The organism is Leifsonia poae, assembly GCF_027921845.1.
GTDB classification, from domain to species: Bacteria; Actinomycetota; Actinomycetes; order Actinomycetales; family Microbacteriaceae; genus Leifsonia; species Leifsonia poae.
In genome coordinates this window covers 151,657-178,381 of record NZ_BSEN01000015.1, presented here as the reverse complement: position 1 = coordinate 178,381, position 26,725 = coordinate 151,657, and the positions used below count along the sequence as shown (strand labels likewise).

At 70.0% G+C, this 26,725-nt stretch carries 25 protein-coding genes; 8 read left to right on the top strand and 17 right to left on the bottom strand.

The window, feature by feature from the left end:
* Positions 1 to 42: 42 nt before the first annotated feature.
* The gene (locus PKE84_RS15560) at positions 43 to 1,506 is read left to right on the top strand and encodes a DEAD/DEAH box helicase (protein WP_271178179.1); all 1,464 of its coding nucleotides are present in this window, start codon (positions 43 to 45) and stop codon (positions 1,504 to 1,506) included.
* 98 nt (positions 1,507 to 1,604) lie between these two features.
* Here PKE84_RS15560 and PKE84_RS15555 read toward each other — a convergent pair whose 3' ends face one another.
* Together PKE84_RS15555 and PKE84_RS15550 are read right to left on the bottom strand one after the other, a co-directional pair.
* Positions 1,605 to 2,762, bottom strand: coding sequence for an aggregation-promoting factor C-terminal-like domain-containing protein (locus PKE84_RS15555; RefSeq protein ID WP_271178178.1), 1,158 nt, complete (start codon positions 2,760 to 2,762; stop codon positions 1,605 to 1,607).
* A gap of 47 nt (positions 2,763 to 2,809) precedes the next feature.
* Positions 2,810 to 3,682, bottom strand: a complete 873-nt coding sequence (locus PKE84_RS15550) for a PHP domain-containing protein (RefSeq protein ID WP_271178177.1) — start codon at positions 3,680 to 3,682, stop codon at positions 2,810 to 2,812.
* Between the two features lie 24 nt (positions 3,683 to 3,706).
* Here PKE84_RS15550 and PKE84_RS15545 point away from each other — a divergent pair, with 24 nt between their 5' ends.
* Positions 3,707 to 5,224: an aminopeptidase P family protein gene (locus PKE84_RS15545; RefSeq protein ID WP_271178176.1), complete on the top strand. Its 1,518-nt coding sequence runs from the start codon at positions 3,707 to 3,709 to the stop codon at positions 5,222 to 5,224.
* Positions 5,225 to 5,231: 7 nt separating this feature from the next.
* Here the strand turns inward: PKE84_RS15545 and PKE84_RS15540 are convergent, their stop codons facing one another.
* Positions 5,232 to 5,897, bottom strand: a complete 666-nt coding sequence (locus PKE84_RS15540; RefSeq protein WP_271178175.1) for a YflT domain-containing protein — start codon at positions 5,895 to 5,897, stop codon at positions 5,232 to 5,234.
* Between the two features lie 57 nt (positions 5,898 to 5,954).
* On the opposite strand from PKE84_RS15540, the gene PKE84_RS15535 reads away from it, so the two are divergent.
* Genes PKE84_RS15535 through PKE84_RS15525 form a run of 3 tightly spaced genes read left to right on the top strand, consistent with a single transcriptional unit; the run spans position 5,955 to position 8,932 of the window.
* Positions 5,955 to 7,283: a magnesium transporter MgtE N-terminal domain-containing protein gene (locus tag PKE84_RS15535; protein WP_271178174.1), complete on the top strand. Its 1,329-nt coding sequence runs from the start codon at positions 5,955 to 5,957 to the stop codon at positions 7,281 to 7,283.
* Positions 7,270 to 7,797 carry a DUF1003 domain-containing protein gene (locus tag PKE84_RS15530; protein WP_271178173.1) on the top strand — a complete coding sequence of 176 codons (528 nt, stop codon included), beginning with the start codon at positions 7,270 to 7,272 and terminating at the stop codon, positions 7,795 to 7,797. The genes PKE84_RS15535 and PKE84_RS15530 overlap by 14 nt, the downstream gene beginning before the upstream one ends.
* Entirely contained in the window at positions 7,790 to 8,932 is a 1,143-nt protein-coding gene (locus PKE84_RS15525; RefSeq protein WP_271178172.1) for an Mrp/NBP35 family ATP-binding protein, read from the top strand. Before PKE84_RS15530 ends, PKE84_RS15525 begins: the two co-directional genes overlap by 8 nt.
* A 9-nt stretch (positions 8,933 to 8,941) precedes the next feature.
* Here PKE84_RS15525 and PKE84_RS15520 read toward each other — a convergent pair whose 3' ends face one another.
* From PKE84_RS15520 to PKE84_RS15510, 3 genes are read right to left on the bottom strand one after another with little or no spacing between them, the layout of a single operon-like run.
* Positions 8,942 to 10,435, bottom strand: coding sequence for a pyridoxal phosphate-dependent decarboxylase family protein (locus PKE84_RS15520; RefSeq protein ID WP_271178171.1), 1,494 nt, complete (start codon positions 10,433 to 10,435; stop codon positions 8,942 to 8,944).
* Complete coding sequence (locus tag PKE84_RS15515) at positions 10,422 to 11,804, bottom strand: MFS transporter (RefSeq protein ID WP_271178170.1); 1,383 nt, start codon at positions 11,802 to 11,804, stop codon at positions 10,422 to 10,424. Before PKE84_RS15515 ends, PKE84_RS15520 begins: the two co-directional genes overlap by 14 nt.
* Positions 11,805 to 11,830: 26 nt before the next feature.
* Positions 11,831 to 12,205, bottom strand: a complete 375-nt coding sequence (locus tag PKE84_RS15510; protein WP_271178169.1) for a twin-arginine translocase TatA/TatE family subunit — start codon at positions 12,203 to 12,205, stop codon at positions 11,831 to 11,833.
* 81 nt (positions 12,206 to 12,286) lie between these two features.
* On the opposite strand from PKE84_RS15510, the gene PKE84_RS15505 reads away from it, so the two are divergent.
* Positions 12,287 to 12,919 (top strand): O-methyltransferase, encoded by a 633-nt coding sequence (locus tag PKE84_RS15505; protein WP_271178168.1) that lies wholly within the window; start codon positions 12,287 to 12,289, stop codon positions 12,917 to 12,919.
* A gap of 72 nt (positions 12,920 to 12,991) precedes the next feature.
* Here the strand turns inward: PKE84_RS15505 and PKE84_RS15500 are convergent, their stop codons facing one another.
* From PKE84_RS15500 to dapE, 3 genes are all read right to left on the bottom strand, one after another.
* The gene (locus PKE84_RS15500; RefSeq protein WP_271178167.1) at positions 12,992 to 13,165 is read right to left on the bottom strand and encodes a DUF3117 domain-containing protein; all 174 of its coding nucleotides are present in this window, start codon (positions 13,163 to 13,165) and stop codon (positions 12,992 to 12,994) included.
* A gap of 93 nt (positions 13,166 to 13,258) precedes the next feature.
* The gene (locus PKE84_RS15495; protein ID WP_271178166.1) at positions 13,259 to 14,530 is read right to left on the bottom strand and encodes a hypothetical protein; all 1,272 of its coding nucleotides are present in this window, start codon (positions 14,528 to 14,530) and stop codon (positions 13,259 to 13,261) included.
* On the bottom strand, positions 14,499 to 15,581 hold the full coding sequence (gene dapE / locus PKE84_RS15490) for a succinyl-diaminopimelate desuccinylase (RefSeq protein ID WP_271178165.1): 1,083 nt from the start codon (positions 15,579 to 15,581) through the stop codon (positions 14,499 to 14,501). Before dapE ends, PKE84_RS15495 begins: the two co-directional genes overlap by 32 nt.
* 17 nt (positions 15,582 to 15,598) lie before the next feature.
* Here dapE and dapD point away from each other — a divergent pair, with 17 nt between their 5' ends.
* The gene (gene dapD, locus PKE84_RS15485) at positions 15,599 to 16,579 is read left to right on the top strand and encodes a 2,3,4,5-tetrahydropyridine-2,6-dicarboxylate N-succinyltransferase (protein ID WP_271178164.1); all 981 of its coding nucleotides are present in this window, start codon (positions 15,599 to 15,601) and stop codon (positions 16,577 to 16,579) included.
* An 18-nt stretch (positions 16,580 to 16,597) separates the two neighbouring features.
* Here dapD and PKE84_RS15480 read toward each other — a convergent pair whose 3' ends face one another.
* Genes PKE84_RS15480 through pdhA form a run of 3 tightly spaced genes read right to left on the bottom strand, consistent with a single transcriptional unit; the run spans position 16,598 to position 20,102 of the window.
* Positions 16,598 to 17,980, bottom strand: a complete 1,383-nt coding sequence (locus PKE84_RS15480) for a dihydrolipoamide acetyltransferase family protein (RefSeq protein WP_271178163.1) — start codon at positions 17,978 to 17,980, stop codon at positions 16,598 to 16,600.
* Positions 17,980 to 18,990, bottom strand: coding sequence for an alpha-ketoacid dehydrogenase subunit beta (locus tag PKE84_RS15475; RefSeq protein WP_271178162.1), 1,011 nt, complete (start codon positions 18,988 to 18,990; stop codon positions 17,980 to 17,982). The genes PKE84_RS15480 and PKE84_RS15475 overlap by 1 nt, the downstream gene beginning before the upstream one ends.
* Positions 18,987 to 20,102, bottom strand: coding sequence for a pyruvate dehydrogenase (acetyl-transferring) E1 component subunit alpha (gene pdhA / locus PKE84_RS15470; RefSeq protein WP_271178912.1), 1,116 nt, complete (start codon positions 20,100 to 20,102; stop codon positions 18,987 to 18,989). The genes PKE84_RS15475 and pdhA overlap by 4 nt, the downstream gene beginning before the upstream one ends.
* A gap of 234 nt (positions 20,103 to 20,336) precedes the next feature.
* On the opposite strand from pdhA, the gene PKE84_RS15465 reads away from it, so the two are divergent.
* Complete coding sequence (locus PKE84_RS15465; protein WP_271178161.1) at positions 20,337 to 20,807, top strand: Lrp/AsnC family transcriptional regulator; 471 nt, start codon at positions 20,337 to 20,339, stop codon at positions 20,805 to 20,807.
* Positions 20,808 to 20,963: 156 nt separating this feature from the next.
* Here PKE84_RS15465 and PKE84_RS15460 read toward each other — a convergent pair whose 3' ends face one another.
* From PKE84_RS15460 to PKE84_RS15440, 5 genes are all read right to left on the bottom strand, one after another.
* The gene (locus PKE84_RS15460; RefSeq protein WP_271178160.1) at positions 20,964 to 23,261 is read right to left on the bottom strand and encodes a polyribonucleotide nucleotidyltransferase; all 2,298 of its coding nucleotides are present in this window, start codon (positions 23,259 to 23,261) and stop codon (positions 20,964 to 20,966) included.
* A gap of 317 nt (positions 23,262 to 23,578) precedes the next feature.
* The gene (locus tag PKE84_RS15455; RefSeq protein ID WP_271178159.1) at positions 23,579 to 24,355 is read right to left on the bottom strand and encodes a fructosamine kinase family protein; all 777 of its coding nucleotides are present in this window, start codon (positions 24,353 to 24,355) and stop codon (positions 23,579 to 23,581) included.
* A gap of 101 nt (positions 24,356 to 24,456) precedes the next feature.
* On the bottom strand, positions 24,457 to 25,086 hold the full coding sequence (locus PKE84_RS15450; RefSeq protein WP_271178158.1) for an FMN reductase: 630 nt from the start codon (positions 25,084 to 25,086) through the stop codon (positions 24,457 to 24,459).
* Entirely contained in the window at positions 25,086 to 26,228 is a 1,143-nt protein-coding gene (locus PKE84_RS15445; protein ID WP_271178157.1) for an LLM class flavin-dependent oxidoreductase, read from the bottom strand. Before PKE84_RS15445 ends, PKE84_RS15450 begins: the two co-directional genes overlap by 1 nt.
* Positions 26,229 to 26,288: 60 nt before the next feature.
* Positions 26,289 to 26,717, bottom strand: a complete 429-nt coding sequence (locus PKE84_RS15440) for a VanZ family protein (protein WP_271178156.1) — start codon at positions 26,715 to 26,717, stop codon at positions 26,289 to 26,291.
* Positions 26,718 to 26,725: the final 8 nt, after the last annotated feature.

The window sequence follows — 26,725 nt, the reverse complement described above, 5'->3', positions numbered from 1 at the left end:
AGGGCGTAGACCTTTCACCTCTATTCGAACAGGCATAACTTCGTGACTTTCTCCGAACTCAATATCGATCAGGACATGGTCGACGCTCTGGCCGCCAAGGGCATCATCGAACCGTTCCCCATCCAGGCGCAGACCATTCCGCTCGCCCTCGACGGCCAGGACATCATCGGCCAGGCGAAGACCGGAACGGGCAAGACCTTCGGCTTCGGCCTTCCCATCATCCAGCGCCTCGGCCTCCACCCGGAGCCCGGCGTCCAGGCTCTCGTCGTCGTCCCCACCCGCGAACTCTGCGTGCAGGTCTTCGAAGACCTCTCGCAGGCGGCCGCGAACCGCGACACCGACGTCGTCGCCATCTACGGCGGCAAGGCGTACGAGGGCCAGATCGCCCAGCTCAAGTCCGGCGCTCAGATCGTCGTCGGCACGCCGGGTCGTCTGCTCGACCTCGCCGGCCAGCGGCTCCTCAACCTCGGCAATGTGCGCGAGATGGTGCTCGACGAGGCCGACAAGATGCTCGACCTCGGCTTCCTCGCCGACATCGAGAAGCTCTTCGCCCAGACTCCGGCGACGCGCCACACCATGCTCTTCTCGGCCACGATGCCCGGCCCGATCGTCGCGCTCGCCCGCCGCTTCATGACGCGCCCGATCCACATCCGCGCCACCGACCCCGACGAGGGTCAGATCCAGGCGAACATCAAGCACCTCATCTACCGGGCGCACTCGCTCGACAAAGACGAGGTCGTCGCACGCATCCTGCAGGCCGAGGGTCGCGGCAAGACCGTGGTCTTCACGCGCACCAAGCGCGCTGCGGCCAAGCTGGTCGAGGAGCTGAACGACCGCGGCTTCAACGCGGCCGCCGTGCACGGCGACCTCAACCAGGAGCAGCGCGAGCGCGCCATGGCCGCGTTCAAGGCCGGCAAGAAAGACATCCTGATCGCGACGGATGTGGCGGCGCGCGGCATCGACGTCGAGGACGTCACCCACGTGATCAACCACACGATCCCCGACGACGAGAAGACCTACCTGCACCGCGCCGGACGCACCGGCCGTGCCGGCAAGACCGGCATCGCCGTGACGTTCGTCGACTGGGAAGACCTGCACAAGTGGGCGCTCATCAACCGGGCGCTCGAGTTCGGGCAGCCGGAGCCGACCGAGACCTACTCGTCGTCGCCGCACCTGTTCAGCGATCTCGACATCCCGACCGGCTCCAAGGGCCGTCTGAAGCCGACGCCCGCCGTCAAGACCGAGTCCGCTCCGCGCGGCACGCGTTCCGAGGGCAGCGGCTCGCGCTCCGGGTCGTCCGAGGGCGACCGCAACCGCAACCGCAGCCGCACCCGCGGCGGCCGGCCGGCCGGCTCCCCCGCCGGCGAGACCGCGCCGTCCGGCGACGTCTCGCAGGCCGCGGGCACCCACGACGGCGGAGGCACCGAGCACCACGACGGCAACAGCGCCCCGCGCCGCCGCCGGCGTCGCTCGCGCGGTGGCGCCCCCACCACTCCCGCCAGCTGACGCACCAGCGACGCAGCGAGCTCCGTCCTCACCAGGACGGGGCTCGCTGCGTTTGGGACCGCTACGCCCATGCGGGTACGGCAGTACTGCGGCGCGGGTCAGTACCAGTTGTGGGAGACTTCGTGCGCCCAGGCGCCGCACGGGGAGCCGTAGGCGCGGCTGATGTAGTCGAGACCCCAGTTGATCTGGGTGTTCGCGTTGGTCATCCAGTCGGAACCGGCCGTCGCCATCTTGCTCGCCGGCAGCGACTGCGGGATGCCGTACGCGCCGCTCGACGTGTTGTAGGCGTCGGCACGCCATCCGGACTCCTGGTTCCACAGCCAGATGAGGCAGCTCATCTGGTCGCTCCCCCAGCCGTAGGCGCCGAGACGACTCGCCGCGTACGACTGCGCGGCGGCGGGGTCGGACGACACACCTCCCGGCGGCGCCCAGCCGTCGGCGCTGCCTCCGCTGTTGGCTGCGGCTGCGGCAGCCGCGGCAGCAGCAGCCGCCGCCGCGGCCGCGGCCGCCGCCTGGCCCTCCTGGTAGGCCTTCTCGACCGACGCCGCTTTGTGCTGCAGCGCTGCGAGTTGTGCGTACAGCGTCGTCGCGTGCTGCTTCTGCGTCGCGAGTTCCGCGTCGGCCGCCTCCTTCGCCGCCTTGGCCGCCTCCAGCGCCTTCTGCGCCGCCACCGCCAGCTGGTCCCGGATCTTCTTCGCAGCGGCGGCCTGAGTGCTGAGAGACTGCGAGAGGTTCTTCTGCGCGCTCGCCTCGGCGAACAGGGCGCTCGACTGGTCGGTCAGCTTCGACATCGTGCCGAGCTGGTACAGCAGCGCCGAGGATCCGCTCGCATTGTTACCGGTGAGGAAGAGCCGCAGAGAGAGCTCGGTCGCTCCCGAACGAGTCAGCTGCGAGGCGAGCGTCCCGCTCTGCGTCCGCAGCGACTCCGCCTTCGTGGTGGCCGCCTTCGCTCGCGCGGTCAGGTCGTCGGACTTCTGCGTGGCCGCGCTCAGCGCCGCCTGGGCCTGGCCGTACTCCCCCGCACGCTTCACGGCGAGGTCGCCCGCCGCGTTCGCGGCCGTCTGCAGACCGGCGAGCAGGGTGTTGATCCGATCGACCTGGGCTTGACTGGCGGAGGCGCTGGACTTCGCTGCCTGCACATCGTCCCAGGAGGGGTACGACGTGGCAGCGGTCGCCGGTGCGGCACCTCCCGCGGCGATCAGTGCGGTGACGAGCACCACGGACGCAGCGGCGGCGGACCAGTTCGATCGCCTCACGCAGTCACCTCCCGTTGCTTTCCCCGGTCCAGGCTAAGCGCGGATCGTCAGGACGCGTAGAAGGGCGCCGCGCCTGTCGCTTCTTCGATGATCCGGTCGAGGACCTCCGGCGAGGTGGTGTTCTCGCCCAGGCGGTTGGGCTTTCCCGAGCCGTGGTAGTCGCTTGATCCCGTGATCGCGAGTCCGTATTTCGCTGCAAGTTCGTGCAGCCGGAGCTTTCCGTCCTGCGTGTTCTCGCGGTGATCGATCTCGAGACCGAAAAGCCCGGCGTCGACCAGGCGGGCGAGCCTCTGCTCGGGGATGACGCGGCCGCGGCCGCCCGTTCCCGGGTGCGCGAGCACGGGAACGCCCCCGGCCTCGCGGATCAGCCGGACGCCGGTGAGCGGCTCGGGAGCGTAGTGCGGCTGGTAGTAGCCGCCGCGCCAGTGCAGGATGCCCGCGAAGGCGGCGCTGCGGTCGGGAGCGAATCCGCGGGCCACGAGCGCGTCCGCGATGTGAGGACGGCCGACGGTGGCTCCGGCGGTCGCCTGGGCCATCACGTCGTCCCAGGTGATGTCGTAGTCTTCGCCGATGCGCCGCACCATGTCGGCCGCGCGGCGGAGCCGGCCGCTGCGGATGCGCTCGGTCTCGGCGACGAGCGCTTCATTCGCCGGATCGAAGAGGTAGCCGAGCATGTGCACGCTGGCGAACTCGACGCGGGTGCTCAGCTCCATCCCCGGGATGAGCGTGACGCCGACCTCGGCCGCAGCGACGGCGGCGTCCGCCCAGCCGGCCGTCGAGTCGTGGTCGGTGAGTGCCACGGTCCCGAGTCCTGCGACCGCAGCGGCACGCACCAGTTCGGCGGGCGTCTCGGTGCCGTCGGACACGCTCGAATGGGTGTGCAGGTCGACGGGACCCCGGAAGCGTCGCGCATCAGCCATGCACTCCATCCTAGGAGTGGAAGAATGGGAGCCATGTCTTCGCAGTCGACCAGTGAGCAGACCACCTCAGCCCCGGAACCCCGCGCGACCTCCAATCGCTCGACGACGCCGGGCTCCGACGGGTTCAAGGAGTACATCGGCAGCGGCTGGGCCGACCGCGCCGAGCCGATTCCGGAGGCGCGTCGACAGGCTTCCTTCGCCGCGGCACGGCGCTCCCGCATCTCCGAGCTGTACCCGGGCAAGCGCCTGGTCATCCCCGCCGGCCGCCTGAAGCAGCGCTCGAACGACACCGACTACGCCTTCCGCGCGCACTCGGCCTTCGCGCACCTCACTGGCTGGGGTTCGGACTCGGAACCGGGCAGCGTGCTCGTGCTCGAGCCGACCGCCTCGGGACACGAGGCGACCCTCTACTTCCGTGAGCGCGCCGGGCGCGACTCCGACGAGTTCTACGCCAATCCCGAGATCGGCGAGTTCTGGATCGGTCCCCGTCCGTCACTCGCGCAGGTCGCGGGCGACCTCGCCCTCGCGACCCGCGGCATCGCCGACCTTGCCGCGGTGATCGACACCGCAGACGGCTCCACCGTCATCGTCCGCGAGGCCGACAGCGAGCTGACCGACCAGATCGACACGGGCCGTCTCGTGGCCGCCGGCGACGATGCGACGGCGGAGGACCACTCCGAGGACGACCAGCTCGCCCGCGATCTGTCCGAGCTGCGGCTCGTGAAAGACGAGTACGAGATCGGCGAACTGCGGGCCGCCGTCGCTGCGACCGGCAGCGGGTTCGACGACGTGATCGGCGACCTCGAGCGCATCACGGCGCACCCGCGGGGCGAGCGGCTGGTCGAGGGCGTCTTCAACGGACGTGCCCGCGCCGACGGAAACGCGGTCGGTTACGACACGATCGCCGCCAGCGGGCCGCACGCGTGCATCCTGCACTGGACGCGCAACGATGGTCCCGTCGTGCCGGGCGACCTCATCCTGCTCGACGCCGGCGTCGAGGTCGACAGCTACTACACGGCCGACATCACGCGCACGTTCCCGATCGACGGGACCTTCTCCCCGACTCAGCGCCTGGTCTACGAGACGGTGCGGGAGGCGGCCGATGCGGCGTTCGCGATCGTGCGCCCCGGCATCCGGTTCCGCGAGATCCACGCGACGGCCATGGAGGTCATCGCCCGCCGCACCGCCGAGTGGGGGCTGCTGCCCGTCAGCGCAGAGGAGGCCCTCCAGGCCGAGAATCAGCATCACCGTCGCTACATGGTGCACGGCACGAGCCACCACCTGGGACTGGACGTGCACGACTGCGCCCAGGCGCGTCGCGAGCTCTACCTCGACGGTGTGCTGCAGCCGGGCATGACGTTCACGATCGAGCCCGGGCTGTACTTCCAGCCGGACGACCTGACGGTGCCGGAGGAGTTCCGCGGCATCGGCGTGCGGATCGAGGACAACATCCTGGTCACGGCCGACGGCGCGGAGAACCTGTCGATCGCCATCCCGCGCACGGCCGACGACGTCGAGGCCTGGGTGCAGCGACTTAAGTAGGGGCCGCTCAGCGCTGGCCGTCGGCCGGCGGCTCGCCGACGACGGGCGGCGCCGGCTGCACCGGCGGCACGTCCTGCACGGGCGGGGCCGGCGGCGCCTCCTGCACCGGCGGGGCGGGCGGCGGATCCGACGGATGCGCTGCGACCGGCGGGTCGGACGGGTGCGCGTACGCGGCACCCTGCCCGCCGTTGCCTACGTGCATCAGGTTGCGTGCGCGGTTCGCCAGGTCGGGATCCACCAGCACCGAGTAGCTCGTCGCGATCACCTGCATGACCGAGGTGTAGTCGCGGCGGCGGCGGTTGATCGCGTACGAGACGATTCCGAAGAGCATGCCGAAGCCGGCGCCGATGAGCACGGCGGCGACCACGAAGCCCAGATTGGTCGCCGGCGAGAAGATCACCAGCAGCAGCCCGAAGAAGATACCGAGCCAGGCGCCGGAGGCCGCACCCGCCAGAGCGACCCGCCCCCAGGTCAGCTTGCCCGTGACGCGCTCGACGCTCTTGAGATCGCTGCCGATGATCGACACCTTGTCGACCGGGAAGTCGGCCCGGGCCAGCACGTCAACCGCCTGCTGGGCCTCCGGATAGCTCTCGAAGGTCTCGACGACCTCGCCGCGTGGCAGCGTGGGGAACAGGGCGCGGTTGCGTCCGCCAAGCGGACTCGGTGTGCTCATCGCCCTATTCTTCCACCCGGCGCGGTACGGCGGCTTGCAGGGCTTAAGTTATTACATGTGAGTGCCACGAGAGTGTTCGTCGCCCGCTTGGCCGGGTGCACCGTCTTCGACCCCCTCGGCGACCGCGTCGGCAAGGTGCGGGACGTCCTCGTGGTCTATCGCAAGAACGATCCGCCCCGCGTCGTCGGCCTGATCGTCGAGATCCCCGGCAAGCGCCGCGTCTTCGTCTCGATCGGCCGGGTCACCAGCATCGGCAGCGGCCAGATCATCACGACCGGCCTCATCAACGTCCGCCGCTTCGAACAGCGCGGCGGCGAGGTCCGTGTCATCGCCGAGATGCTCGGTCGCAAGGTCGAACTGACCGACGGCACGGGCGAGGCGACCATCGAAGACGTGGCGATCGAGGAGTCGAGCACCGGCGAGTGGGCCATCAGCCAGCTGTTCGTGCGCCGGCCGAAGACCGGACCGTCGCCGTTCGGCAAAGGACCGACCACCTTCGTCTCCTGGAGCGAGGTGCGGGAGAAGCAGGCACGGGGCGAGGCGCAGTCGGCGGAGCAGCTGATCGCGACGTACTCGGAGCTGAAGCCGGCCGACCTCGCCAACACCCTCCTCGACCTCCCGGCGCAACGGATGCTCGAGGTCGCCGAGGAGCTCCCCGACGACCGGCTCGCCGACGTGCTCGAGGAGATGCCCGAGAGCGAGCAGGTGCAGATCCTCGCCCAGCTCGACGACGACCGCGCGGCCGACGTGCTCGACCAGATGCAGCCCGACGACGCGGCCGACCTCATCGCCCAGCTCTCCGACGAGCGCGGAGAACACCTCCTCGAGCTGATGCAGCCGGAGGAGGCGGAGGACGTGCGCATGCTGCTCACGTACGCGCCCGACACCGCCGGCGGACTCATGACCACCGAGCCGATCATCGTGTCGGCCGACGCCACCGTCGCCGAGGGGCTCGCGCTCATCCGGCGTCACGAGCTCGCGCCCGCGCTCGGCGCGGCGGTCTGCGTCACCCTGCCGCCCTACGAGGCTCCGACCGGCCGCTTCCTCGGCCTCGTGCACTTCCAGCGGATGCTGCGCTATCCGCCGCACGTGCGGCTCGGCACGCTGCTCGACCCCAGTCTCGAGCCGGTGACCGCCGACACGAGCGCGGCCGAGGTGTCGCGCATCCTGGCGAGCTACAACCTCGTCTCCCTGCCCGTCGTGGACGACAACCACCGCCTGGTCGGGGTGGTGACCATTGACGACATCCTCGACTACCTGCTCCCCGACGACTGGCGAAGTCGCGACGACGAAGACGACGAGCCCGTGAAACGCGCGCCCGTCTCCGATCAAACCGGCAGTATCCGAGTCGCGAGCGGAAGGAGGAGCGGCAATGGCCCGAGGTAAGCAGGACACCAGGCTCGACGCCCCCAAGGGGCTGCGCACGACCGTGCTCCCCCGGCGCGGCAACGGCGTGGAGCAGAGCGACCGGTTCGGCCGCTTCACCGAGTGGATCGCGCGCGCCATGGGCACCCCGTGGTTCATCCTCGGCCTGACCATCTTCGTGATCTTCTGGATGGCGTGGAACACCTTGGCGCCCGTCGCCTGGCGGTTCGACTCGATCGCGCTCGGCTTCATCGCGCTGACCCTCGTGCTGTCGCTGCAGGCGTCGTATGCCGCGCCGCTCATCCTGCTCGCTCAGAACCGGCAGGACGACCGCGACCGCGTGCAGATCGAGCAGGACCGGCAGCGCGCCGAGCGCAACCTCGCCGACACCGAGTACCTCGCTCGCGAGGTGGTCGCGTTGCGGCTGGCGGTCAAGGACATGGCGACGAAGGACTTCATCCGCGCGGAGCTGCGTTCGCTGCTCGAAGACCTCGAGAGCCGCGACGACGAGGACGGCGAGACGGCGCGTGCCTGACCTCGCCGCCGCGATCGGGCGCGCCCTCGGCGGCGTTCTCGATCCGGAGATCCGCAAGCCCATCACCGAGCTCGACATGGTCGGCGACGTGGTCGTGGACGCGGCGGGGAACGCGACCGTCGGCGTCAAGTTGACGATCGTCGGATGCCCGGCCGCCGACACGATCGAACGGGATGTGCGGGCCGCCACGGCCGCGGTCCCTGGAGTCACCGGCGTCGAGGTCGAGGTATCGGTGATGTCGCGGGACGAGCGCAGAGCGCTCACCGAGAAGCTGCGCGGCGGCCGTGCGGCTCGGGCGCAGCAGTTCGGGCCGGACTCGCTCACCACGGTGTACGCGGTGACGAGCGGCAAGGGCGGCGTCGGCAAGTCGACGCTCACGGCCAACCTCGCCGTCGCACTGGCCGAGCGCGGCCTGCGGGTCGGGATCGTCGACGCCGACGTGCACGGCTTCTCGATCCCGGGCATCCTGGGGCTGGTCGACGAGAACGGCAACGCCCCGCGACCGACCAGGGTCGACGACATGATCCTGCCTCCCGTCGCCTACGGCGTGAAGGTCGTCTCGATCGGGATGTTCGTCGACTCGCCCTCGGCGGCCGTCGCGTGGCGCGGCCCGATGCTGCACCGCACCATCCAGCAGTTCCTCGGCGACGTGTTCTTCGGCGACCTCGACATCCTGCTCCTCGATCTGCCGCCGGGCACCGGCGATGTCGCGATCTCCGTGGGGCAGTTGCTGCCCAACGCCGAGGTGCTCGTCGTCACGACGCCCCAGCCGGCGGCCGCCGACGTGGCCGAGCGGAGCGGGGTCGTCGCTCGGCAGACCGGCCAGCGCGTCGCCGGCGTCATCGAGAACATGGCCGGGCTCCCCCAGCCGGATGGCAGCATGCTCGAGCTCTTCGGGTCGGGCGGCGGAGCCGAGGTCGCCCGCCGGCTGTCGGCCGGACAGGATTCGCCCGTGCCGCTGCTCGCCTCCGTCCCGCTCAGCATCGCGCTGCGGGCGGGCGGGGATGCCGGCGCCCCGATCGTGGTGACGGATCCCGCGGACCCGGCCGCGGCCGCCATCCGGTCGATCGCCGATCATCTGGCCACCCGTGGCCGCGGCCTGTCCGGTCGCAAGCTCGGTCTCAGCGTCTCGTAGAGGCGTTCGTCAGCGCGACGGCGGCTCCACGATGCGCGCGAGCAGTTCGACCAGCAGTCGCTCCGTGACTTCGTGCGGCAGCGCCTCGATCAACGCGAGGAACGGGGCCATGTCGTCGGGGAGCCGCGCCCCCGACGGGTCGTCGCTGTCGCCGGCCAGTCCGATCGCCTGCAGGATGCCCGCGGCGGTGTCCGAGTCGAGGGGGCCGTCCACCAGTCCGGCGGGCAGCGCGCCGAGCACGGCGGACGGATCCGCCGCCGGCTCACCGCGCACATCGTCGGCCGATGCACGCAGCGCCGCCTCGAGTTCGTCGAGCAGCTCCTCGGTCACCGGCGTGATCGTCAGGTGCGTCGTGTGCGGCAGGTGCGTCCCGTCGGCCTGGGCGAGCCCGGGCTGCAGCTGAAGGAGCCAGCCGCGACGGCGCGCCCGGTCGGCCCAGTGGTGCGGGTCGACGCGCCGGTGCTCGGGGACGCTCTCGTCCACCGCGACCGCGAGCAGCGGACCGACCGGGTCGCCGACCACGCGCAGCCCGTCGATGTCGCCGATGATGTCTGCCAGGGCTCTGGTGGCCCGCCCGCACGATTCCGCGAGCTCAGCGAACCCACGGGCACCGAGGGCCTGAACGATCGCCCACGAGGCGGCAAGGGCTCCCGCCGACTTGGAGCCGAGCATGGTGGGGTTCACCACCGGGTAGCCCGGCCATCCCGTCGTCGCGAAATACTGGGCGCGCTGACGGTCGCGGCCGCGCTGAAGCAGCACGCTCGCCCCCTTCGGCGCATAGCCGAACTTGTGCAGGTCGGCCGAGATGCTCGTCACGCCCGCGACGCGGAAGTCCCAGAGCGGCAGCGGTGAGCCGTCCGGCCGCCGCCAGAACGGCAGGATCCAGCCGCCGATGCAGGCGTCGACGTGGCAGGCGATCCCCGCCTCGTCGCAGGCGGCGGCCACCGCGGTCACCGGATCGAGCGTCGCGTACGGATACGACGGCGCCGAGACGACGACCAGTGCGACATCCGGGCCGAGGCGGTCGATGATCGCGGCCGGGTCGACCGCGCCCGTCTCCTGGTCGATGGGCACGAGGTCGAGCGCGAGGTCGAAGTAGTGCGCGGCCTTCTGGAAGGCCGCATGCACCGAGACCGGGGCCACCAGCCGCGCACGGCCCTCGCCCCCTGCGGAGCGCCAGACGTCGCGCGCGGTCTTGACCGCGAGCAGGCACGACTCGGTGCCTCCGGTCGTCACCGTTCCGACGACGTCGTCACCGCCGTTCAACAGCTCGCGTGCGAAGCCGAGCACCTCGCGCTCCATCACGGCGACCGAGGTGAACGTGGTCGGATCGAGGCCGTTGACCGGCTGCACCAGCCGGATCGCGTCCGCCGCGAGCTGGTCGATCGCGGCGACGCCCGAGTCGTAGACATAGCTCAGCACGTGACCGCCGTGCGTCGGGGCATCCGCCGCCCTCAGCGCCGTGAGCCGGGCGAGAATCGCCGTGGAATCAAAGCCGACCATCGATGTCCTCCTTGCGCAGGCGGTACCGGAACAACGGGATGAGGCTCGCGGCGACGATCGCAGCAGGCACGACGCTGAAGCTGAGCACGATACCGGCGACGGCACTGGCGGGCTGGGTCTCGCCGGCCGCCACGACGGCCGGTGTTGCCGTGCGGGCGACGTAGCCGGTGACGGCGAGCACGACGGTGAGCACCGTCGCGCCGAGGGCCATCCCCGTCGTCTCCCCCGCCGTCCACATGCCGCCGAACGTTCCGGCGCGGCCGGAGCCGTTCCGCGCGGCGTCGTGCGAGATCACGTCGGGCAGCATCGCCATCGGCAGCGACTGCATCCCGGCGTATCCGGCGCCCACCAGCGCGACCGGCAGATACACCCAGGCGCCCGGCGCCCAGAGCAGCGCCACCATCGACAGCGCCGCGAGCCCGAACAGGATGCTCGCCGCGGCGAACCCGCGCTCCTTGCCGATGCGGCGCGACACGACCTGCCACAGCGGCGTGACGACGAGCGCCGGCCCGATCAGCGCGACGAAGAGGAACGTGACGGCGTCCTCCGAGTGGAGCACCCACGTCGCGACGTAGTTGGCGCCGGCGAGCATCACGCCGGTCGCGAGGCCCTGGAGCAGGAAGGTCAGCAGCAGCGCCCGGAAGGGCTGGCTGTCACGCAAGGCCCGGATGCCGGCGGCGTAGTTCGTGCGCAGCGTCGTCGTGACGCTCTCCCGCGGCGGCGCCGGAGCGTCGATCACCGGGATGCGCGGAGCGACGAAGCTCGAGATGAGCATCCCGACCCCGATCACCACCCCCGCCACGACGGCCATCAGGAGGTAGCCGGCGAACTTGTCGTCGCCGCCGAGCGCGCGCAGCGCCGGACCGCCCGCCCCGAAGAGCAGGATGGCGAAGGTCAGCACGACCACCCGCCAGGTCAGCAGCCGCGTGCGCTGGTCGTAGCCAGAGGCGAGTTCGGCCGGCAGCGCGATGTACGGCACCTGGAAGAGGCTGAAGGCGGTGGCGGTGAGAAGGAAGGCGATGAGCACCCAGATCGCGGCGATCGGCTGGATGGTTCCCGGCGGGACGGCGAACGTGACGATGAAGAACACCGGCAGAGCGATCGCGCCGAGCATCATCATGCCCCGGCGGGTGCCCGTGCGCGCCAGCATCCGGTCGGAGCGCGCGCCGATCACGGGGTCGATCACAACGTCCCAGATCTTGGCCACGGTGACGACGACGCCGGCGACGATGGCGGCTACACCGAGCGTGTCTGTGAGGTAGTAGACCAGCACGAGGCCCGGCAACGTTGCGAAGCCGCCGGTCCCGAGGGATCCGATGGCATAACGGGCGATCGTCCTGCGGGAGAGCAGCTGCTCCGTTGCGATCATTCCCGCATGCTATTGGATAAAACGGGTCAGGTGGACTCGCTGTCGAACGGAGGCAGCGCGCCGGCCTGCAGTTTGCGCTGGCGCTGGGCGTAGGCGGACTCGGTGACCGGTTTGATCGCCGTCGCCGTGGCCGTCGCGGTCGCCGTGTCGTCGTCGAGCAGGGCCTCGCGGATGATGCGGCGCGGGTCGTACTGGCGCGGATCGAGCTTCTTCCAGTCGACCTCGTCGAACTCCGGGCCCATCTCGTCGCGCATCCGGTCTTTGGCCCCGTTGGCGAAATCGCGGAGGGACCGGGTGAACTGACCGAGCTTGGCCGCGTAGAGCGGCAGCCGCTCCGGGCCGAGCAGGAACGCCGCGATCACACCGATGATCAGCAGCTTCTCGAAGGTCAATCCGAACACCGGATAAGCGTAACGCGGAACGCCTGCACGAAAGCTGCGATGGCGGGCCGTATCCTGGTGCCCGAGATCACCGGGAGCGCTGTGTCAGACAAAGAATCGAATTGGAAGTTCGCCGACGAGGTCATCGTCGAGAGCGAGGTCGTCGCGCGGGCACGTCAGCAGTCGCTCGAACTCGGGATCGACCCGATCGCACCGAGCGTGGGTGCGCAGGCGGCCGTCGTCGTCGCGGCGACCGCTGCCGAGAACATCGTGGAGATCGGCACGGGCGTCGGTGTCTCCGGACTCTGGCTGCTGACCGGGGGGACGCGGGCGTCCCTGACCTCGATCGACTCGGAGCTCGACCACCAGCAGCACGCCCGCGGCTTCTTCACCGACGCCGGGATCGCCTCGAACCGCGTGCGGCTCATCACCGGGCGCGCACTCGACGTGCTCCCCCGCATGAACGAGAACTCGTACGACATCGTCTTCATCGACGCCGACCCGCAGTCGGTGATCGAGTACGTGGAGCACGGCCTGCGTCTCGCCCGCCCGGGCGGCACCGTGCTGGTCGCGCACGCCCTCTGGAAGGGTCGCGTCTCCGACCCGGCTCAGCGCGACGACGTGGCCACGGGCTTCCGCACGCTCGTCACCGAGACGGCGGCATCCGGTGCTGTCGTCAGCGCGCTCTCGCTCGCCGGCGACGGCCTGCTCCAGATCACCAAGCTGGTTCCGTAGCGGCTGCGCCGCGCAGGCATCGCACGACAGACGAAAGAACGGGCCCCCGCGGGGGCCCGTTCTTCGTCGTGATCAGGATGGGGCGACGACGCTCGCCAGTGCGTCGTGAAGCTCTTTCGCCTCCGCGTCGTTGACAGAGACGACGAGTCGCCCGCCACCTTCGAGCGGCACTCGCACGATGATGAGCCGACCCTCCTTCACAGCCTCCATTGGCCCGTCCCCGGTCCTCGGCTTCATGGCCGCCATGCAGCTCCCCTTTCGTGGATGTCTTCTCATTATCTGTCATCGGCGGTTGCCTGAGGAAATCGTGTGTCTACCCGCGTCGGCGCGTCGCGCCGATCACGGCGGCGACCAGTCCGCTCCGTCGACCCCCCAGCAGACCAGCAGCCACCCCACCTGGAGCGCGAGGAAGAGCACGACGAGAGCCGTGCGGTAGACCCTGCTCTTCGGAATCGCCAGGGCGCCGAGCAGCGGGAACAGCGGCATCAGGAGCCGGAAGGTGCTGGATTGCGGGAAGAACACTGCCAGCAGGTACACGGAGTAAGCGATGATCCAGAACCGCAGATCGGGTCCGAGTCGTCTCACCGGCGGCGTGAAGAGCGCGATTCCGAACAGCACCAGCACGATCAGCAGGGTCACGACGCCGAGCCAGCCGGGCAGCCCGAGCATGTAGCCGAACCACCAGTCCGCTCCTTGGAACCACGACGAGAACGGCACCAGATGCGTGTAGCCGATGTACGGCGCACGCCAGGCGAGCTCGGTGTCGGTGTACGCGGTCCAGGATCCCGTCGCGATGCCGGCGATGGCGGGCCAAGCGAGGCCGGCCAGCCCGCTGAACACCGTGAGCGAGACCCCGAGCACCCGCTCTCGCGGCGGGAACGGATCGCTGTCGCGCTTGACCCAGCGGTAGACCACGTGCATCGCGAGGGCGAGCGCGAAGGCAAGTCCACTCGGGCGGGTGAAGGCCATCACCAGCACCACGGGGAACAGTGCCACGTACCGGCGCTCGACGAGCAGGTCGAGCGCCACCACCAGCAACAGGATGTACAGCGACTCCGCGTAGGCCAGCTGGAACAGCGGAGAGACGGGCGAGACGCAGAACAGCACGACGGCGAACAGAGCGGTCGACGGCGAGAAGCCGAGCGTGCGCAGCAGGCGGTGGAAGACGAGCGCCGCGCCCGCGCCGCAGAGGAACGAGACCGTGACGGCGGCGACCGGCCACGGCATCCTGGTCAGGAACTCGACCACGTTCACGACGCCCGGGTACACCGGCATGAAGGCCCAGGCGTTCTCTGTGACGTGCACGCCGTCCACCGTCGGCAGCGCAGCGGGATATCCGCTGATCGACACGATGTTGTACCAGCGGCCGTCCCAGATCGCGGCGAAGTCGAAGTAGCCGGGATGCGCGGCCGTCCACTGGTTCATGCCCTGCGCGTTCGCCAGGATCAGCAGGAACGCGGTCGTGACCGCGCGGGCCGCCAGGTAGACCGCGAGCACACGCACCCACCAGCGCGTCCACCACGGCGCGGCCTCCCGCTGCGCCGGACGCTCGAGCAGCCGGTGCTGGGGCGCGGCCTCCTCAGGCGCGGCCGGCACCGGTGAGCCAGGCACGGAGACCCGTTTCGACGGCGGTGATCTGCTGCACGGCGACGCGCTCGTCGTCGGCGTGCGCCTTGAGCGGGTCGCCCGGGCCGTAGTTCACCGCCGGGATGCCGAGCGCGCTGAACCGGGCGACATCGGTCCAGCCGTACTTGGGCTTGGCCACGCCGCCGACCGCCGCCAGGAACTCCTGGGCGAGCGGGGCATCCAGACCGGGCCGTGCGCCGTCGGCGCGGTCGACCACGGTGATCTCGTAGTCGCCGAAGAGCTCGTGCATGTGCTCGATCGCCTCGTGCGAGCTGCGGCTCGGAGCGAACCGGTAGTTGATGTGCACCATGCACTCGTCGGGGATGATGTTGCCGGCGACGCCGCCGGTGATGCCGACGGCGTTGAGTCCCTCGCGATACACCAGGCCGTCGACCTCGACCTCGCGCGGCTCGTACGCAGCGAGGGTGTCGAGGATGGGCGCAACCTTGTGGATGGCGTTCTCGCCGATCCAGCCGCGGGCGGAATGCGCGCGGAGTCCGAAGGCACGCACCTCGACGCGGAGGTTGCCGTTGCAGCCGCCCTCGACCACGCCGTTGCTGGGCTCACCGAGGATGGCGAAGTCGCCGGTGAACAGGTCGGGCCGGTTGCGCGCGAGCCGGCCGAGGCCGTTGAGCTCGGCGGAGACCTCTTCGTGGTCGTACCACATCCACGTCACATCGATCGCGGGGTCGGTGAGCTCGGCGGCCAGCTTGAGCTGCACGGCCGTACCCGACTTCATGTCGACGGTGCCGCGGCCCCAGAGGTACTCGATGCCGTCGATCTTCTCGAAGCGCGTCGGAAGGTTGTTGTTGAGGGGCACAGTGTCGATGTGGCCGGCGATGACGGCCCGGCGTTCGCGCCCGAGGTTCGTGCGCGCGACGATGGTGTCGCCGTCGCGGATGATCTCGAGATGGCCGAAAGCGCCGAGCGCCTCCTCGATCTCGTCGGCCAGCCTCTTCTCGTTTCCCGACACCGACTCGATGTCGCAGATCTGGCGGGTGAGGTCGATGGACGAAGCGCTGAGGTCGAGAGGCACCCTACTAATCTAGAGGCATGCCCACCGACGTTTCCTCCGAATCCTCCGCGCCCCGCCACGCCTGGGGATACGGCCTCGCAACGATCGCCGGCGACGGCACTGTTCTCGACACCTGGTTCCCCGAGCCGAAGCTCGGCGGCCTTCCCGCCGGGCGCGACCGCTGGATCGCTCCGGCCGAGCTCGAGGAGCTCGCCGGCGACGACCCCCGCCGCAATGTGCGCGTCGACATCGTCACGGTCGAGATCGACCTGGATGCGGCACCCGCGTCGACCCCCGACGCCTACCTGCGCCTGCACGTGCTCTCGCACCTGCTCGCGCGCCCGAACACCGTGAACCTCGACGGGATCTTCGGCCACCTGCCGATCGTGGCCTGGACCAACGCCGGGCCGGTCAACCCGGCCGACCTCGATCGTCTGCGTCCGCGGCTGCAGCGGGCCGGCATCCACGTGACCGGCATCGACAAGTTCCCCCGCCTGCTCGACTACGTCACCCCCGCTCGCGTGCGCATCGCCGACGCGTCGCGGGTGCGCCTCGGCGCGCACCTGGCGCCGGGCACCACGGTCATGCACGAGGGCTTCGTCAACTTCAATGCCGGAACGCTCGGCACCTCGATGGTCGAGGGACGGATTTCGCAGGGTGTCGTCGTCGGCGACGGCTCCGACATCGGCGGCGGCGCCTCCATCATGGGCACGCTCTCGGGCGGCGGCACGCAGCGCGTCGCGATCGGCGAGCGGGCGCTGCTCGGCGCCAACTCGGGCATCGGCATCTCGATCGGAGACGACAGCGTCGTCGAGGCGGGCCTCTACGTCACGGCCGGCACCAAGGTCGTCGTGGTGGGCGGAGCGCCCACGGCCGACGGACGCCCGCAGACCGTCAAGGCCGTCGAGCTCTCCGGCGCCCCCGGGCTGCTCTTCCGTCGCAACTCCGTGAGCGGCGCCGTCGAGGTGCTGCAGCGCTCGGGCGGCGGCATCGAGCTCAACGCGGCGCTGCACGCGTAACGCAGCGCCGCGTCGGAGTCAGACCATCGCGAGCACGCTCGCCGGGTCCGCGAGCACCCGGCCGATATCGGCGATGAAGCGTGCTCCCTGCTCGCCGTCGACGACCCGGTGGTCGAACGACACGGCGAGCGTCACGACCTGACGCAGGGCGATCTCTCCGCGGTACTCCCACGGCTGTCGTCGCACCGCCCCGAGGGCCAGGATCGCGGACTCCCCCGGCGTCAGGATCGGCGTCCCGGCATCGACCCCGAAGACGCCGACGTTGGTGATCGAGATCGTGCCGCCGCTCAGCCGCTCCGGTGACGTGCGGCCCGCCCTGGCCGTCTCCGCCAGCTCCCGGATGCCCGTCGCCAGGCCCGCGAGATCGAGCGTGTCGGCATCCGGGATCGTCGGCACCACGAGCCCGCGCGGCGTCGCGGCCGCGATCCCGAGGTCCACGTAGCCGAACTCGACGATCTCCTGGGTGTCGTCCTCCCAGCGGGCGTTGACCGACGGGGTGCGCCGCACCGCGAGGCACAGGGCCTTCGCCGTCACCGCGAGCAGCCCGGGGCGGCTCTCGGCGAATTCGCGCTGCGCGCGCAGGCGCTCGAGCAGTTCCATGGTGGGCGTGACGTCGACGGTGAGGAACACCGTGGCGTGCGGTGCGGTGAACGCGCTGCGCACCATCGCGTCAGCGGTCCACTTGCGCACCCCCTTGATCGGGATCCGCGTCTCGCGCGGCCGGCGTTCGCCTGACTCGCTCGTTCGTGTCTCGACGACCGAGTCCCGCGCCTGCTCGACCGGCGGCGCGACCGGCGAGGCCTCCGCGAAGTTCTCGACGTCGTGGCGCGTGATGAGGCCGCGGTCCCCGGTGCCGGCGATGGCGGCGAGGTCGATGCCGCGCTCTCTGGCGAGCTTGCGCACCGGCGGGGTCGCCCGCGGGCGTTCGAGCACGGTGGTCGCGGTGGCGCCGGTCGACGCGGGTGCCGACGGGCCTGCCGAGCCCGACGAGAACGACGAGACCGACGAGACCGGCACCGCGGACGTCGCGAGGCCCGGCCGCTCCCGGCGGCGGGGGTGACTCGTCGAGTCCGCCTTCGCGCCGTAGCCCACGAGATTCGGCTCGGGCGCCGCGCTCTCGGCGGAGGGAGACGCGCCGTCGGCGGGAGCCGACGCATCCGGGATCTCGAACGCGACGATCGGGTCGCCGACCGAGACCGTCACTCCGGGTTCCACGAACAGGCGCGACACGATGCCCGAGTATGGCGCGGGAAGCTCGACCAGTGCCTTGGCGGTCTCCACCTCGGCGATGATCTGGTTCAGCTCGACGGTGTCGCCGACCGCGACGTGCCACGACACGAGTTCCGACTCCGTGAGCCCCTCCCCGAGATCGGGCAGAGCGAACTCCTTGATCGCGCCCATCAGTCCTCCACCCCGGTGAGCGAGTTGGGGCGGTCCATCGCGCGGTCGATGCCGTCGAGCATCCGGTCGAGGTCGGGCAGGTGGGAGCCCTCCAGCTTCGCGGCCGGGTACGGGATGTCGTGGCCGGTGATCCGCACCGGCGCGTGCTCGAGGTAGTAGAAGCAGCGTTCGGTGATCGACGCGGCGACCTCGGCCCCGATCCCACCGGAGAGCGGCGCCTCGTGCGACACGACCAGGCGTCCGGTCTTGCGCACCGAGGCGATGATCGTGTCCATGTCGAGCGGAGAGAGCGAGCGCAGGTCGATGACCTCGACCGAGACGCCCTCGTCGGCGGCGGCGATCGCCGCATCCCGGGCGACCTGCACGACGCCGCCATAGGTGACCACCGTGACGTCCGTGCCGGGCACGAGCACGCGTGCCGTGCCCATCGGGCGGGCATCGGCGAGCGGGGCGGTCTCGTCGACCTCGCCCTTCACGTGGTACCGCCGCTTGGGCTCGAAGTAGAGCACCGGGTCGTCGGACGCGATCGCCTGCTGGATGAGCGTGTAGGCATCCTGGGGATCGGACGGGCTCACCACCCGCAGCCCAGCCGCGTGCGCGAAGTAGGCCTCCGGGGAGTCGGAGTGGTGCTCGGCCGCACCGATTCCGCCGGCGAACGGCACGCGGATCGTGATCGGCATCCGCACCGCTCCGCCCGTGCGGTAGTGCATCCGGGCCACCTGGCTGACGATCTGGTCGAAGGCCGGATAGATGAAGCCGTCGAACTGGATCTCCACGACCGGGCGGTACCCGCGGTACGCCATCCCGACAGCGGTGCCCAGGATGCCGGACTCCGCCAGCGGCGAGTCCATCACCCGGCGCGGTCCGAACTCGGTCTGAAGTCCGTCGGTGACCCGGTAGACGCCGCCGAGCGTGCCGATGTCCTCGCCCATCAGCACGACGCGGTCGTCGCCGGCCAGGGCGGTGCGCAGCCCCGCGTTGATGGCCTTGGCCAGCGTGAGTGTCGTCATCGTCCGTCGCCTCCCACGAACGTGCGCAAGTACCGGCTGTAGTGGTCGCGCTGGCGGGTCAGCCCGGTGTGCGCTTCGGCGTACACGTTGTCGAACACGCTCATCGGGTCGGGATCGGGCAGGGCGACGCAGGCGGCACGCAGCTCGGCGGCGACACGGTCGGCGACCGCGGCCACGGCCTCCGCCCGCTCGGGCGTGAGGGCGCCGTGGGCGCTGAGCAGGGACTCCACGCGGGCGATCGGGTCCTTCGCCTTCCACGCGTCGAGCTCGGCGGGGTCGCGGTAGCGGGTGGGATCGTCCGCGGTGGTGTGCGGGCCCATCCGGTAGGTCACGGCCTCGATGAAGGTGGGGCCGCCTCCGCTGCGCGCGCGGTCGAGAGCGGCGCGAGTCACCGCCATCACCGCGAGCACATCGTTGCCGTCGACCCGCACGCTCGGGATGCCGAAGCCGGGAGCGCGCTCGGCGATCGGGCGCTGCGCCTGCAGGGCGACGGGCTCCGAGATCGCCCACTGGTTGTTCTGGCAGAAGAAGATGACCGGGGCGGCATAGGTGGCGGCGAAGATCATCGCCTCGTTCACGTCGCCCTCGCTGGTGGCGCCGTCGCCGAAGTACGCGACCGCCACGGCATCCGTGCCATCGGCCTGGATGCCGAGCGCATATCCCGTGGCGTGGAGCGTCTGGGCGCCGATGATGACCTGCGGGGTGGCCATGTTGATGTCGTACGGGTTCCAGCCGCTCTGGGCGACACCGCGCCACACCTTCACCAGGTCGCCCAAGGCAGCGCCGCGGCAGTAGGCGACGCCGTTCTCGCGGTAGCTGGAGAAGACGAAGTCGTCGCGGCGGAGGGCCCGGCCGGAGCCGATCTGCGCCCCCTCCTGCCCGAGCAGCGGGGGCCAGAGGCCGAGCTCGCCCTGGCGCTGCAGAGCGGTCGCCTCGGTGTCGATGCGGCGGATGACCACCATGTCCTCGTACAACGAAAGAAGCTGCTCGTCGCCGATGTCGGAGATCCAGGCGTCGTAGCGCACGTCGCTCAACCGATCCCCCGCCGGGGTCAGGAGCTGCACGGTGTCGAGTTCGCCGAGGTGGAGTTCACCGAGGTGCACCTCGTCCATCCGGCTTTCGCCGTCGGAGTCCCTCAGGGCTGGCTGATTGTCGATCGTCACGGTTCACGCAACCTTCACTCTCACGCCCGATCCGCGTGCTTGTGGCTCGCAGGATCGGCTTCCGGCCCCATCGCCGGAATTACTTGGAAGGCTACGCCGAGAGGTCAGCCAGCACAATCAACGGCGTGTCGGGTGGGCACGATGCACTATCTTGGCGTGTCGCCCGATGCTAGGTTTCGCACTATGCCCACCATCGACAGCACCGATCGGCGCATCCTCGTGGCGCTCACGGACGACCCGCGCGCGACCAATGTGACCATCGCCGACCGTCTCGGTCTCAGCCGCAACACCGTGCAGGCGCGCGTCGCCGCTCTCGAGCGCTCCGGCGTCTTCCTGTCGTTCGACCGCCGGATCAGCGCGCACGCCGCCGGCTACCCGCTGGCCGCGTTCGTGACGGTGCACGTGCAGCAGCAGAAGCTCGCCGCCATCGTCGAGCAGTTGGCGACCATCCCGGAGATCGTGCAGGCCCACGGCCTGAGCGGCCCCTCGGATCTGCTCGTGCGCGTGGTCTGCGTCGACGCCGAGGACCTGTTCCGCATCACGGGCGCCATCCAGGCCTGCGACGGCGTGGAGCGCGCCGAGACGGCGCTCGACATGGGCGAGCTCATCCCGTTCCGCCTGCACCCGCTGCTCGCCCGCGACGCCGCCCGCTGAGCCCCGGCACTGCGATCGAGTCCGAACTTGTTGCACCCCAGTACGGCGTGTCGCGAGCAACAACTTCGGACTCGATCGCAGTGGATGGGGCGGGCGCAGACGCACGGATGCCCGCGCAGCGAGGCTGCACGGGCATCCGGGTGGTGCGGGTGAGGACTAGCCTTCTGCGGGAGCCTCCGGGCCCTCGCTGGCGGCGTCGCGCCCGTGGGTGTCGGCGTCGTCGGCCTCTGCGAGCACCGGAGCGAGCGACAGCTTTCCACGGTCGTCGATCTTGGTGATCTCGACCAGGATCTTCTGGCCGACGTTGAGCACGTCTTCGACGTTCTCGACGCGCTTGCCACCGGCGAGCTTGCGCACCTCGGAGATGTGCAGCAGGCCGTCCTTGCCGGGCAGCAGCGAGACGAACGCACCGAACGCGGCGATCTTGACGACGGTTCCGAGGAACTGCTCGCCGACCTCCGGGTTGGTGGGGTTCGCGATCGCGTTCACCTGGGCACGGGCAGCCTCGGCCGACGGACCGTCGACGGCGCCGATGTACACGGTGCCGTCTTCCTCGATCGAGATGTCGGCGCCGGTCTCGTCCTGGATCGCGTTGATCGTCTTGCCCTTCGGGCCGATCAGCTCACCGATCTTGTCGACGGGGATCTGCACCGAGATCACGCGGGGCGCGGTCGGAGCCATCTCGTCGGGCTGGTCGATGGCGGCGTTGAGCACGCTCAGGATGGTCGTACGAGCATCCTTCGCCTGCTTGAGCGCACCCGCGAGCACAGCCGAGGGGATGCCGTCGAGCTTCGTGTCGAGCTGGATGGCCGTGACGAACTCGCTGGTACCGGCGACCTTGAAGTCCATGTCGCCCAGCGCGTCTTCTGCACCGAGGATGTCGGTGAGCGCCGCGTAGCGGGTCTCACCGTCGACGGTGTCGGAGATGAGGCCCATGGCGATGCCGGCGACCGGGGCGCGCAGCGGCACACCGGCGTTCAGCAGGGACAGCGTCGAGGCGCAGACCGAACCCATCGACGTCGAACCGTTGGAGCCGAGAGCCTCGGACACCTGGCGGATCGCGTACGGGAACTCCTCGCGGCTCGGCAGAACCGGAACGAGCGCGCGCTCGGCGAGGAAGCCGTGCCCGATCTCGCGACGCTTCGGCGAACCGACGCGGCCGGTCTCACCGGTCGAGTACGGCGGGAAGTTGTAGTGGTGCAGGTAGCGCTTCTTGGTGACGGGCGACAGCGAGTCGATCTGCTGCTCCATCTTGAGCATGTTCAGCGTGGTGACACCCAGGATCTGGGTCTCGCCGCGCTGGAAGATCGCCGAGCCGTGAACGCGCGGGATGACCTGCACCTCGGCGTCGAGCGGACGGATGTCGGTGAGGCCACGACCGTCGATACGGATGCCCTCACGCAGCACGCGGCCGCGCATGACGACCTTCGAGACCGACTTGTACGCCGCAGAGAACTGCGTGAGCACCTCGGCGTCGAGCACTCCGGCCTCCACCTTCTCGGTGAGAGCCGTCTTGACGCGCTCCTTGAGGGCGTCGTCGGCGTTCTGGCGCTCGATCTTGTCGGCGATCTGGTAGACGTTCACGAGCTCGTCGTAGGCGAGGCCGGCGACGTTGTCGTAGGTCTCCTGCGAGTAGGGCAGGAACACCGGGTACTCGGCGATGTCCTTGGCGGCCTGCTGCGCGAGCACGTTCTGAGCGGCGACGAGCTGCTTGAGGAACGGCTTCGAGGCCTCGAGGCCCTGGGCCACGACCTCTTCGTTCGGCTTGGTGGCGCCGCCCTGGATCAGGTTCCAGCTGCCCTCGGTCGCTTCCGCCTCGACCATCATGATCGCGACGTCTTCGTTGCCGTTGGCGTCGGTGATCACTCGACCGGCGACGACGATGTCGAAGACGGCCTCCTCCAGCTGCGACGCCTTCGGGAATGCGATCCACTGGTCTTCAGCAGCACCGTTGCCGGGGATGAGCGCGAGGCGCACCGCACCGATCGGGCCGCTGAACGGCAGGCCGGAGATCTGGGTCGACATGGACGCCGCGTTGATCGCGAGCGCGTCGTAGAACTCGTCCGGAGCGATGCTCAGGACGGTGATCACGATCTGCACCTCGTTGCGGAGGCCGTCGACGAACGACGGGCGCAGGGGGCGGTCGATGAGACGGCAGACGAGGATCGCCTCGGTCGAGGGGCGGCCCTCACGACGGAAGAACGAGCCGGGGATCTTGCCGGCGGCGTACGAACGCTCTTCGACGTCGACGGTCAGCGGGAAGAAGTCGAAGTTGTCCTTCGGGTGCTTGCTGGCGCTCGTCGCGCTCAGCAGCATGGTCTCCTCGTCGAGGTAGGCGGCGACTGCGCCCTGTGCCTGCTGTGCGAGGCGTCCGGCTTCGAACCGGACCGTGCGGGTGCCGAAGCGTCCGTTGTCGAGAACGGCTTCGGCGAATTTGATTTCGGGACCTTCCAAGAGGTCTTTCTCCTTTGTTTTACGTCGCCACCCCGTGTGGGCGGCGACTCATACATCGGAGCAGGGGAACAGGCAGATCGACGCGCTCGGTCGCGCGTACGTGCGGCATCCAGGCGTCGATGTCGACGCCGAGGTTGGTGCCCGTCTGGCCATCAGTAGAAATACACGGTTGCGTCACTGTGTCGATCGCACAGGGCATCCGGATACCACCACCGAGGACCAGCTCCTGCCAGCCTGCTCCGTTTGGTGCTCGTTGTTCAGTTGCACTTCACTGGTCGGCACACAGCCAACCCCGAGAATCCTAGCAGGTGAGCCTGTCAATCCGGCAGAGCGAGCGTCGCGCGCGCCGCATCGGCGAGCGCCCGGCCGTACGACGGCCCGTACGAGGCAGCGTGCACGACGAGCGGGTGCAGCTGGTGCAACGGGATGCGGTCGCGCCAGCCGGATCTCAGTGGCACCTCCCCGTCGTAACCGGAAACGATCGCGTCGAGGTACGGCGCACCGAAGAGCTGGAGCATCGCCAGGTCGGTCTCGCGGTGGCCGCCGTGCGCCGCCGGGTCGATCAGGATGCCGCCCCTGGCGTCCCAGAGCAGGTTGCCGTTCCAGAGATCGCCGTGGATGCGTGCCGGCGGCTCGTCGTCGTCGAGGGCTCCCGACGCGATCCGGTCGACGGCCTCCCGGATGACCGGAAGCTGTTCCGACGTCACTCCGCCGGCATCCACGGCGATGTCGAGGTACGGCAGGATGCGGTCGCGGGCATACAAGCGGCCCCACGACGTCTCGTGGGCGGCGGGCAGCGGACGCCTGCCGATGAACAGCGGGCCGTCCCAGCCGTCGGGCGGGGCACCGAAGGCTGCCGCGCCCGACGCGTGCGTGATCGCGAGCGCGGCGCCGAACGCGCGGGCCGCCTCCGGCGTCGGCCGGGTCTCCTCGATGCGTTCCAGCTCGATCCGGCCGGGCGCTACGTCGATCACCTCGACCACGCGGGCTCCGCCCCGGTCGATCGCTTCGGCGAGCCACTCGAGCCCGGCCGCCTCCGCCTCGAAGAACCTCGTCGGAGCATCCGCCCGCTCCTTCACCACGGTCTCACCCATCCCCCGAATCTACTGCGAACGAGTCCGGGAGAAGTCGCGCCTGATCGCATGATCCGGCCGATTTCTCCCGGACTCGATTCCGGGGGGTATGGGCGCGCGGGCTACTCGATGGAGAAGCCGCCGATCATCGCGCCGAAGTCGCCTTCGAGCGCGAACGGGTCCTTCACCATCGAGCTGCGGTCCGACGCGCTCACCAGCGCGGCGAACTCCCCCGCCGCCCGCTCGATGCGGTCGGGCAGCGCCTTGACCGTGTCAGCGCCGCTCCCCCAGTCGGCCGAGGCCGCGTACACGGAGGTCGGCACGACGACACCGTGCAGGTAGGTGAACATCGGGCGCATCGCGTAGTCGAGCGCGAGCGAGTGCCGCTCCGTTCCGCCGGTGGCGCCGATCAGCACCGGCATCCCGTCGAGCGCCGTGGGGTCGATCACGTCGAAGAACGACTTGAACATCCCGCTGTAACTCGTCGTGAAGATCGGGCTGACGGCGATGAGGCCGTCGGCGCCGGTCACGGTCTCGATCACGTCGGCGAGCGCCGGGCTCGGGAATCCGGCGAGCAGATTGTTCGTGACGTCCTTCGCGGTGTCGCGCAGTTCGATCGTCTGCACCTCGACCTCGACGCCCTGCTCGGTGAGGCGACGTACGGTCGCCTCCGCGAGCCGGTCGGCGAGCAGCCGGGTGGACGACGGCTGGCTGAGGCCGCCGGAGACGACGGCGATCTTCCTGGCGGTCATCACTTCACCTCCGAGGAGAGCTCGGCGTCGGCGGCGGCGTCGGCGTCGGCGGACGCGACCAGCTCAGCGGCGTCGCGCTCGGCGACCATCGCGGCGTGCGTCGGGCCGTCGGGCACGTGAGCGGGACGCAGGGTGTCGAACTCCTTGCGGAGCACCGGCACGACCTCCGAGCCCAGGATGTCGAGCTGCTCGAGCACGGTCTTCAGGGGCAGGCCGGCGTGATCCATCAGCCACAGCTGGCGCTGGTAGTCGCCGACGTAGTCGCGGAAGCCGAGCGTGCGGTCGATGACCTCCTGCGGGCTGCCCACGGTGAGCGGGGTCTGCGAGGTGAACTCCTCCAGCGACGGACCGTGTCCGTAGACGGGGGCGTTGTCGAAGTACGGCCGGAACTCGTTCACGGCGTCCTGCGAGTTCTTGCGCATGAACACCTGACCGCCGAGTCCGACGATCGCCTGGTCGGCGGTGCCGTGACCGTAGTGCTCGAACCGCTGACGGTAGAGCGCGATCATCTGCTGGGTGTGCGACGCCGGCCAGAAGATGTGGTTCGCGAAGAAGCCGTCGCCGTAGTAGGCGGCCTGCTCGGCGATCTCGGGGCTGCGGATGCTGCCGTGCCACACGAACGGCGGCACGTCGTCGAGGGGGCGGGGCGTCGACTGGAAACCCTGCAGCGGAGTGCGGAACTTGCCCTCCCAGTCGACGAAGTCCTCGCGCCACAGCCGGTGCAGCAGCGCGTACTTCTCGATGGCGAGCGGGATGCCCTGGCGGATGTCCTCGCCGAACCACGGATACACGGGGCCGGTGTTGCCGCGGCCGAGCGTGAGGTCCATGCGGCCGCCGGAGAGGTGCTGCAGCATCGAGTACTCCTCGGCGATGCGCACGGGGTCGTTGGTCGTGATGAGCGTGGTGGCCGTCGACAGGATGATCCGGTTGGTCTTGGCCGCGAGGTAGCTGTTGATGGCGACCGGGCTCGACGGGAAGAACGGCGGGTTGTGGTGCTCGCCCATCGCGAACACGTCCAGCCCGACCTCCTCGGCGTGCTGTGCGATCGTCAGGACGTCCTGCAACCGCGACGCGTCGGTCGGGGTCTGACCGGTGGTGGGGTCGGTCGTGATGTCGCCGACGCTGAAGATACCGAACTGCATTTTCGCTGCTCCATTTCAATGCGTTTGCATGTAATCGTCACAACGGCACGGGGGCCCCTGCTATTCCCGCACCGCGAGCGGGCGTCGCGCAGCCGTCGCGGCGGCCACGATCCCGATGCCGATCAGGGTGCCGAGCGAGTTCGCGACCAGGTCGCGCACGTCGCTGAACCGGCCGGGGATCACCAGCTGAGCTCCCTCGATGAGGCAGGTCGCCGCCACGCCGATCACGAGCGCGAGCCACCAGCGGTGCACCCCGAGCAGCAGCGTGAACAGCACCCCCATCGGAACGAACATCACGATGTTCGCCGTGAACTCCGCGCCGTCGTACGTCACCCAGGCGGTCGGCGGGAACCCCCGCAGCGCCGCGACGATCGCGCGGGCAACGGCGCTGCCGGTCGAGTCGGGCGACTGCGGCAGCAGCGTGATGAGGCCGACGGCGACGAGATACACGAGAGTCACGGCGGCGAGCACGGGATGACGGCGGATCACCCTCCTAT

Excerpts from the sequence above, each read along its gene's own strand:
- PKE84_RS15550 (WP_271178177.1), bottom strand. The coding sequence starts at position 3,682 with ATGGCTGATGCGCGACGCTTCCGGGGTCCCGTCGACCTGCACACCCAT.
- PKE84_RS15545 (WP_271178176.1), top strand. The coding sequence starts at position 3,707 with ATGGGAGCCATGTCTTCGCAGTCGACCAGTGAGCAGACCACCTCAGCC.
- PKE84_RS15540 (WP_271178175.1), bottom strand. The coding sequence starts at position 5,897 with ATGAGCACACCGAGTCCGCTTGGCGGACGCAACCGCGCCCTGTTCCCC.
- PKE84_RS15530 (WP_271178173.1), top strand. The coding sequence starts at position 7,270 with ATGGCCCGAGGTAAGCAGGACACCAGGCTCGACGCCCCCAAGGGGCTG.
- PKE84_RS15520 (WP_271178171.1), bottom strand. The coding sequence starts at position 10,435 with ATGGTCGGCTTTGATTCCACGGCGATTCTCGCCCGGCTCACGGCGCTG.
- PKE84_RS15515 (WP_271178170.1), bottom strand. The coding sequence starts at position 11,804 with ATGATCGCAACGGAGCAGCTGCTCTCCCGCAGGACGATCGCCCGTTAT.
- PKE84_RS15500 (WP_271178167.1), bottom strand. The coding sequence starts at position 13,165 with ATGGCGGCCATGAAGCCGAGGACCGGGGACGGGCCAATGGAGGCTGTG.
- dapD (WP_271178164.1), top strand. The coding sequence starts at position 15,599 with ATGCCCACCGACGTTTCCTCCGAATCCTCCGCGCCCCGCCACGCCTGG.
- PKE84_RS15480 (WP_271178163.1), bottom strand. The coding sequence starts at position 17,980 with ATGGGCGCGATCAAGGAGTTCGCTCTGCCCGATCTCGGGGAGGGGCTC.
- PKE84_RS15475 (WP_271178162.1), bottom strand. The coding sequence starts at position 18,990 with ATGACGACACTCACGCTGGCCAAGGCCATCAACGCGGGGCTGCGCACC.
- pdhA (WP_271178912.1), bottom strand. The coding sequence starts at position 20,102 with ATGGACGAGGTGCACCTCGGTGAACTCCACCTCGGCGAACTCGACACC.
- PKE84_RS15465 (WP_271178161.1), top strand. The coding sequence starts at position 20,337 with ATGCCCACCATCGACAGCACCGATCGGCGCATCCTCGTGGCGCTCACG.
- PKE84_RS15455 (WP_271178159.1), bottom strand. The coding sequence starts at position 24,355 with ATGGGTGAGACCGTGGTGAAGGAGCGGGCGGATGCTCCGACGAGGTTC.
- PKE84_RS15450 (WP_271178158.1), bottom strand. The coding sequence starts at position 25,086 with ATGACCGCCAGGAAGATCGCCGTCGTCTCCGGCGGCCTCAGCCAGCCG.
- PKE84_RS15445 (WP_271178157.1), bottom strand. The coding sequence starts at position 26,228 with ATGCAGTTCGGTATCTTCAGCGTCGGCGACATCACGACCGACCCCACC.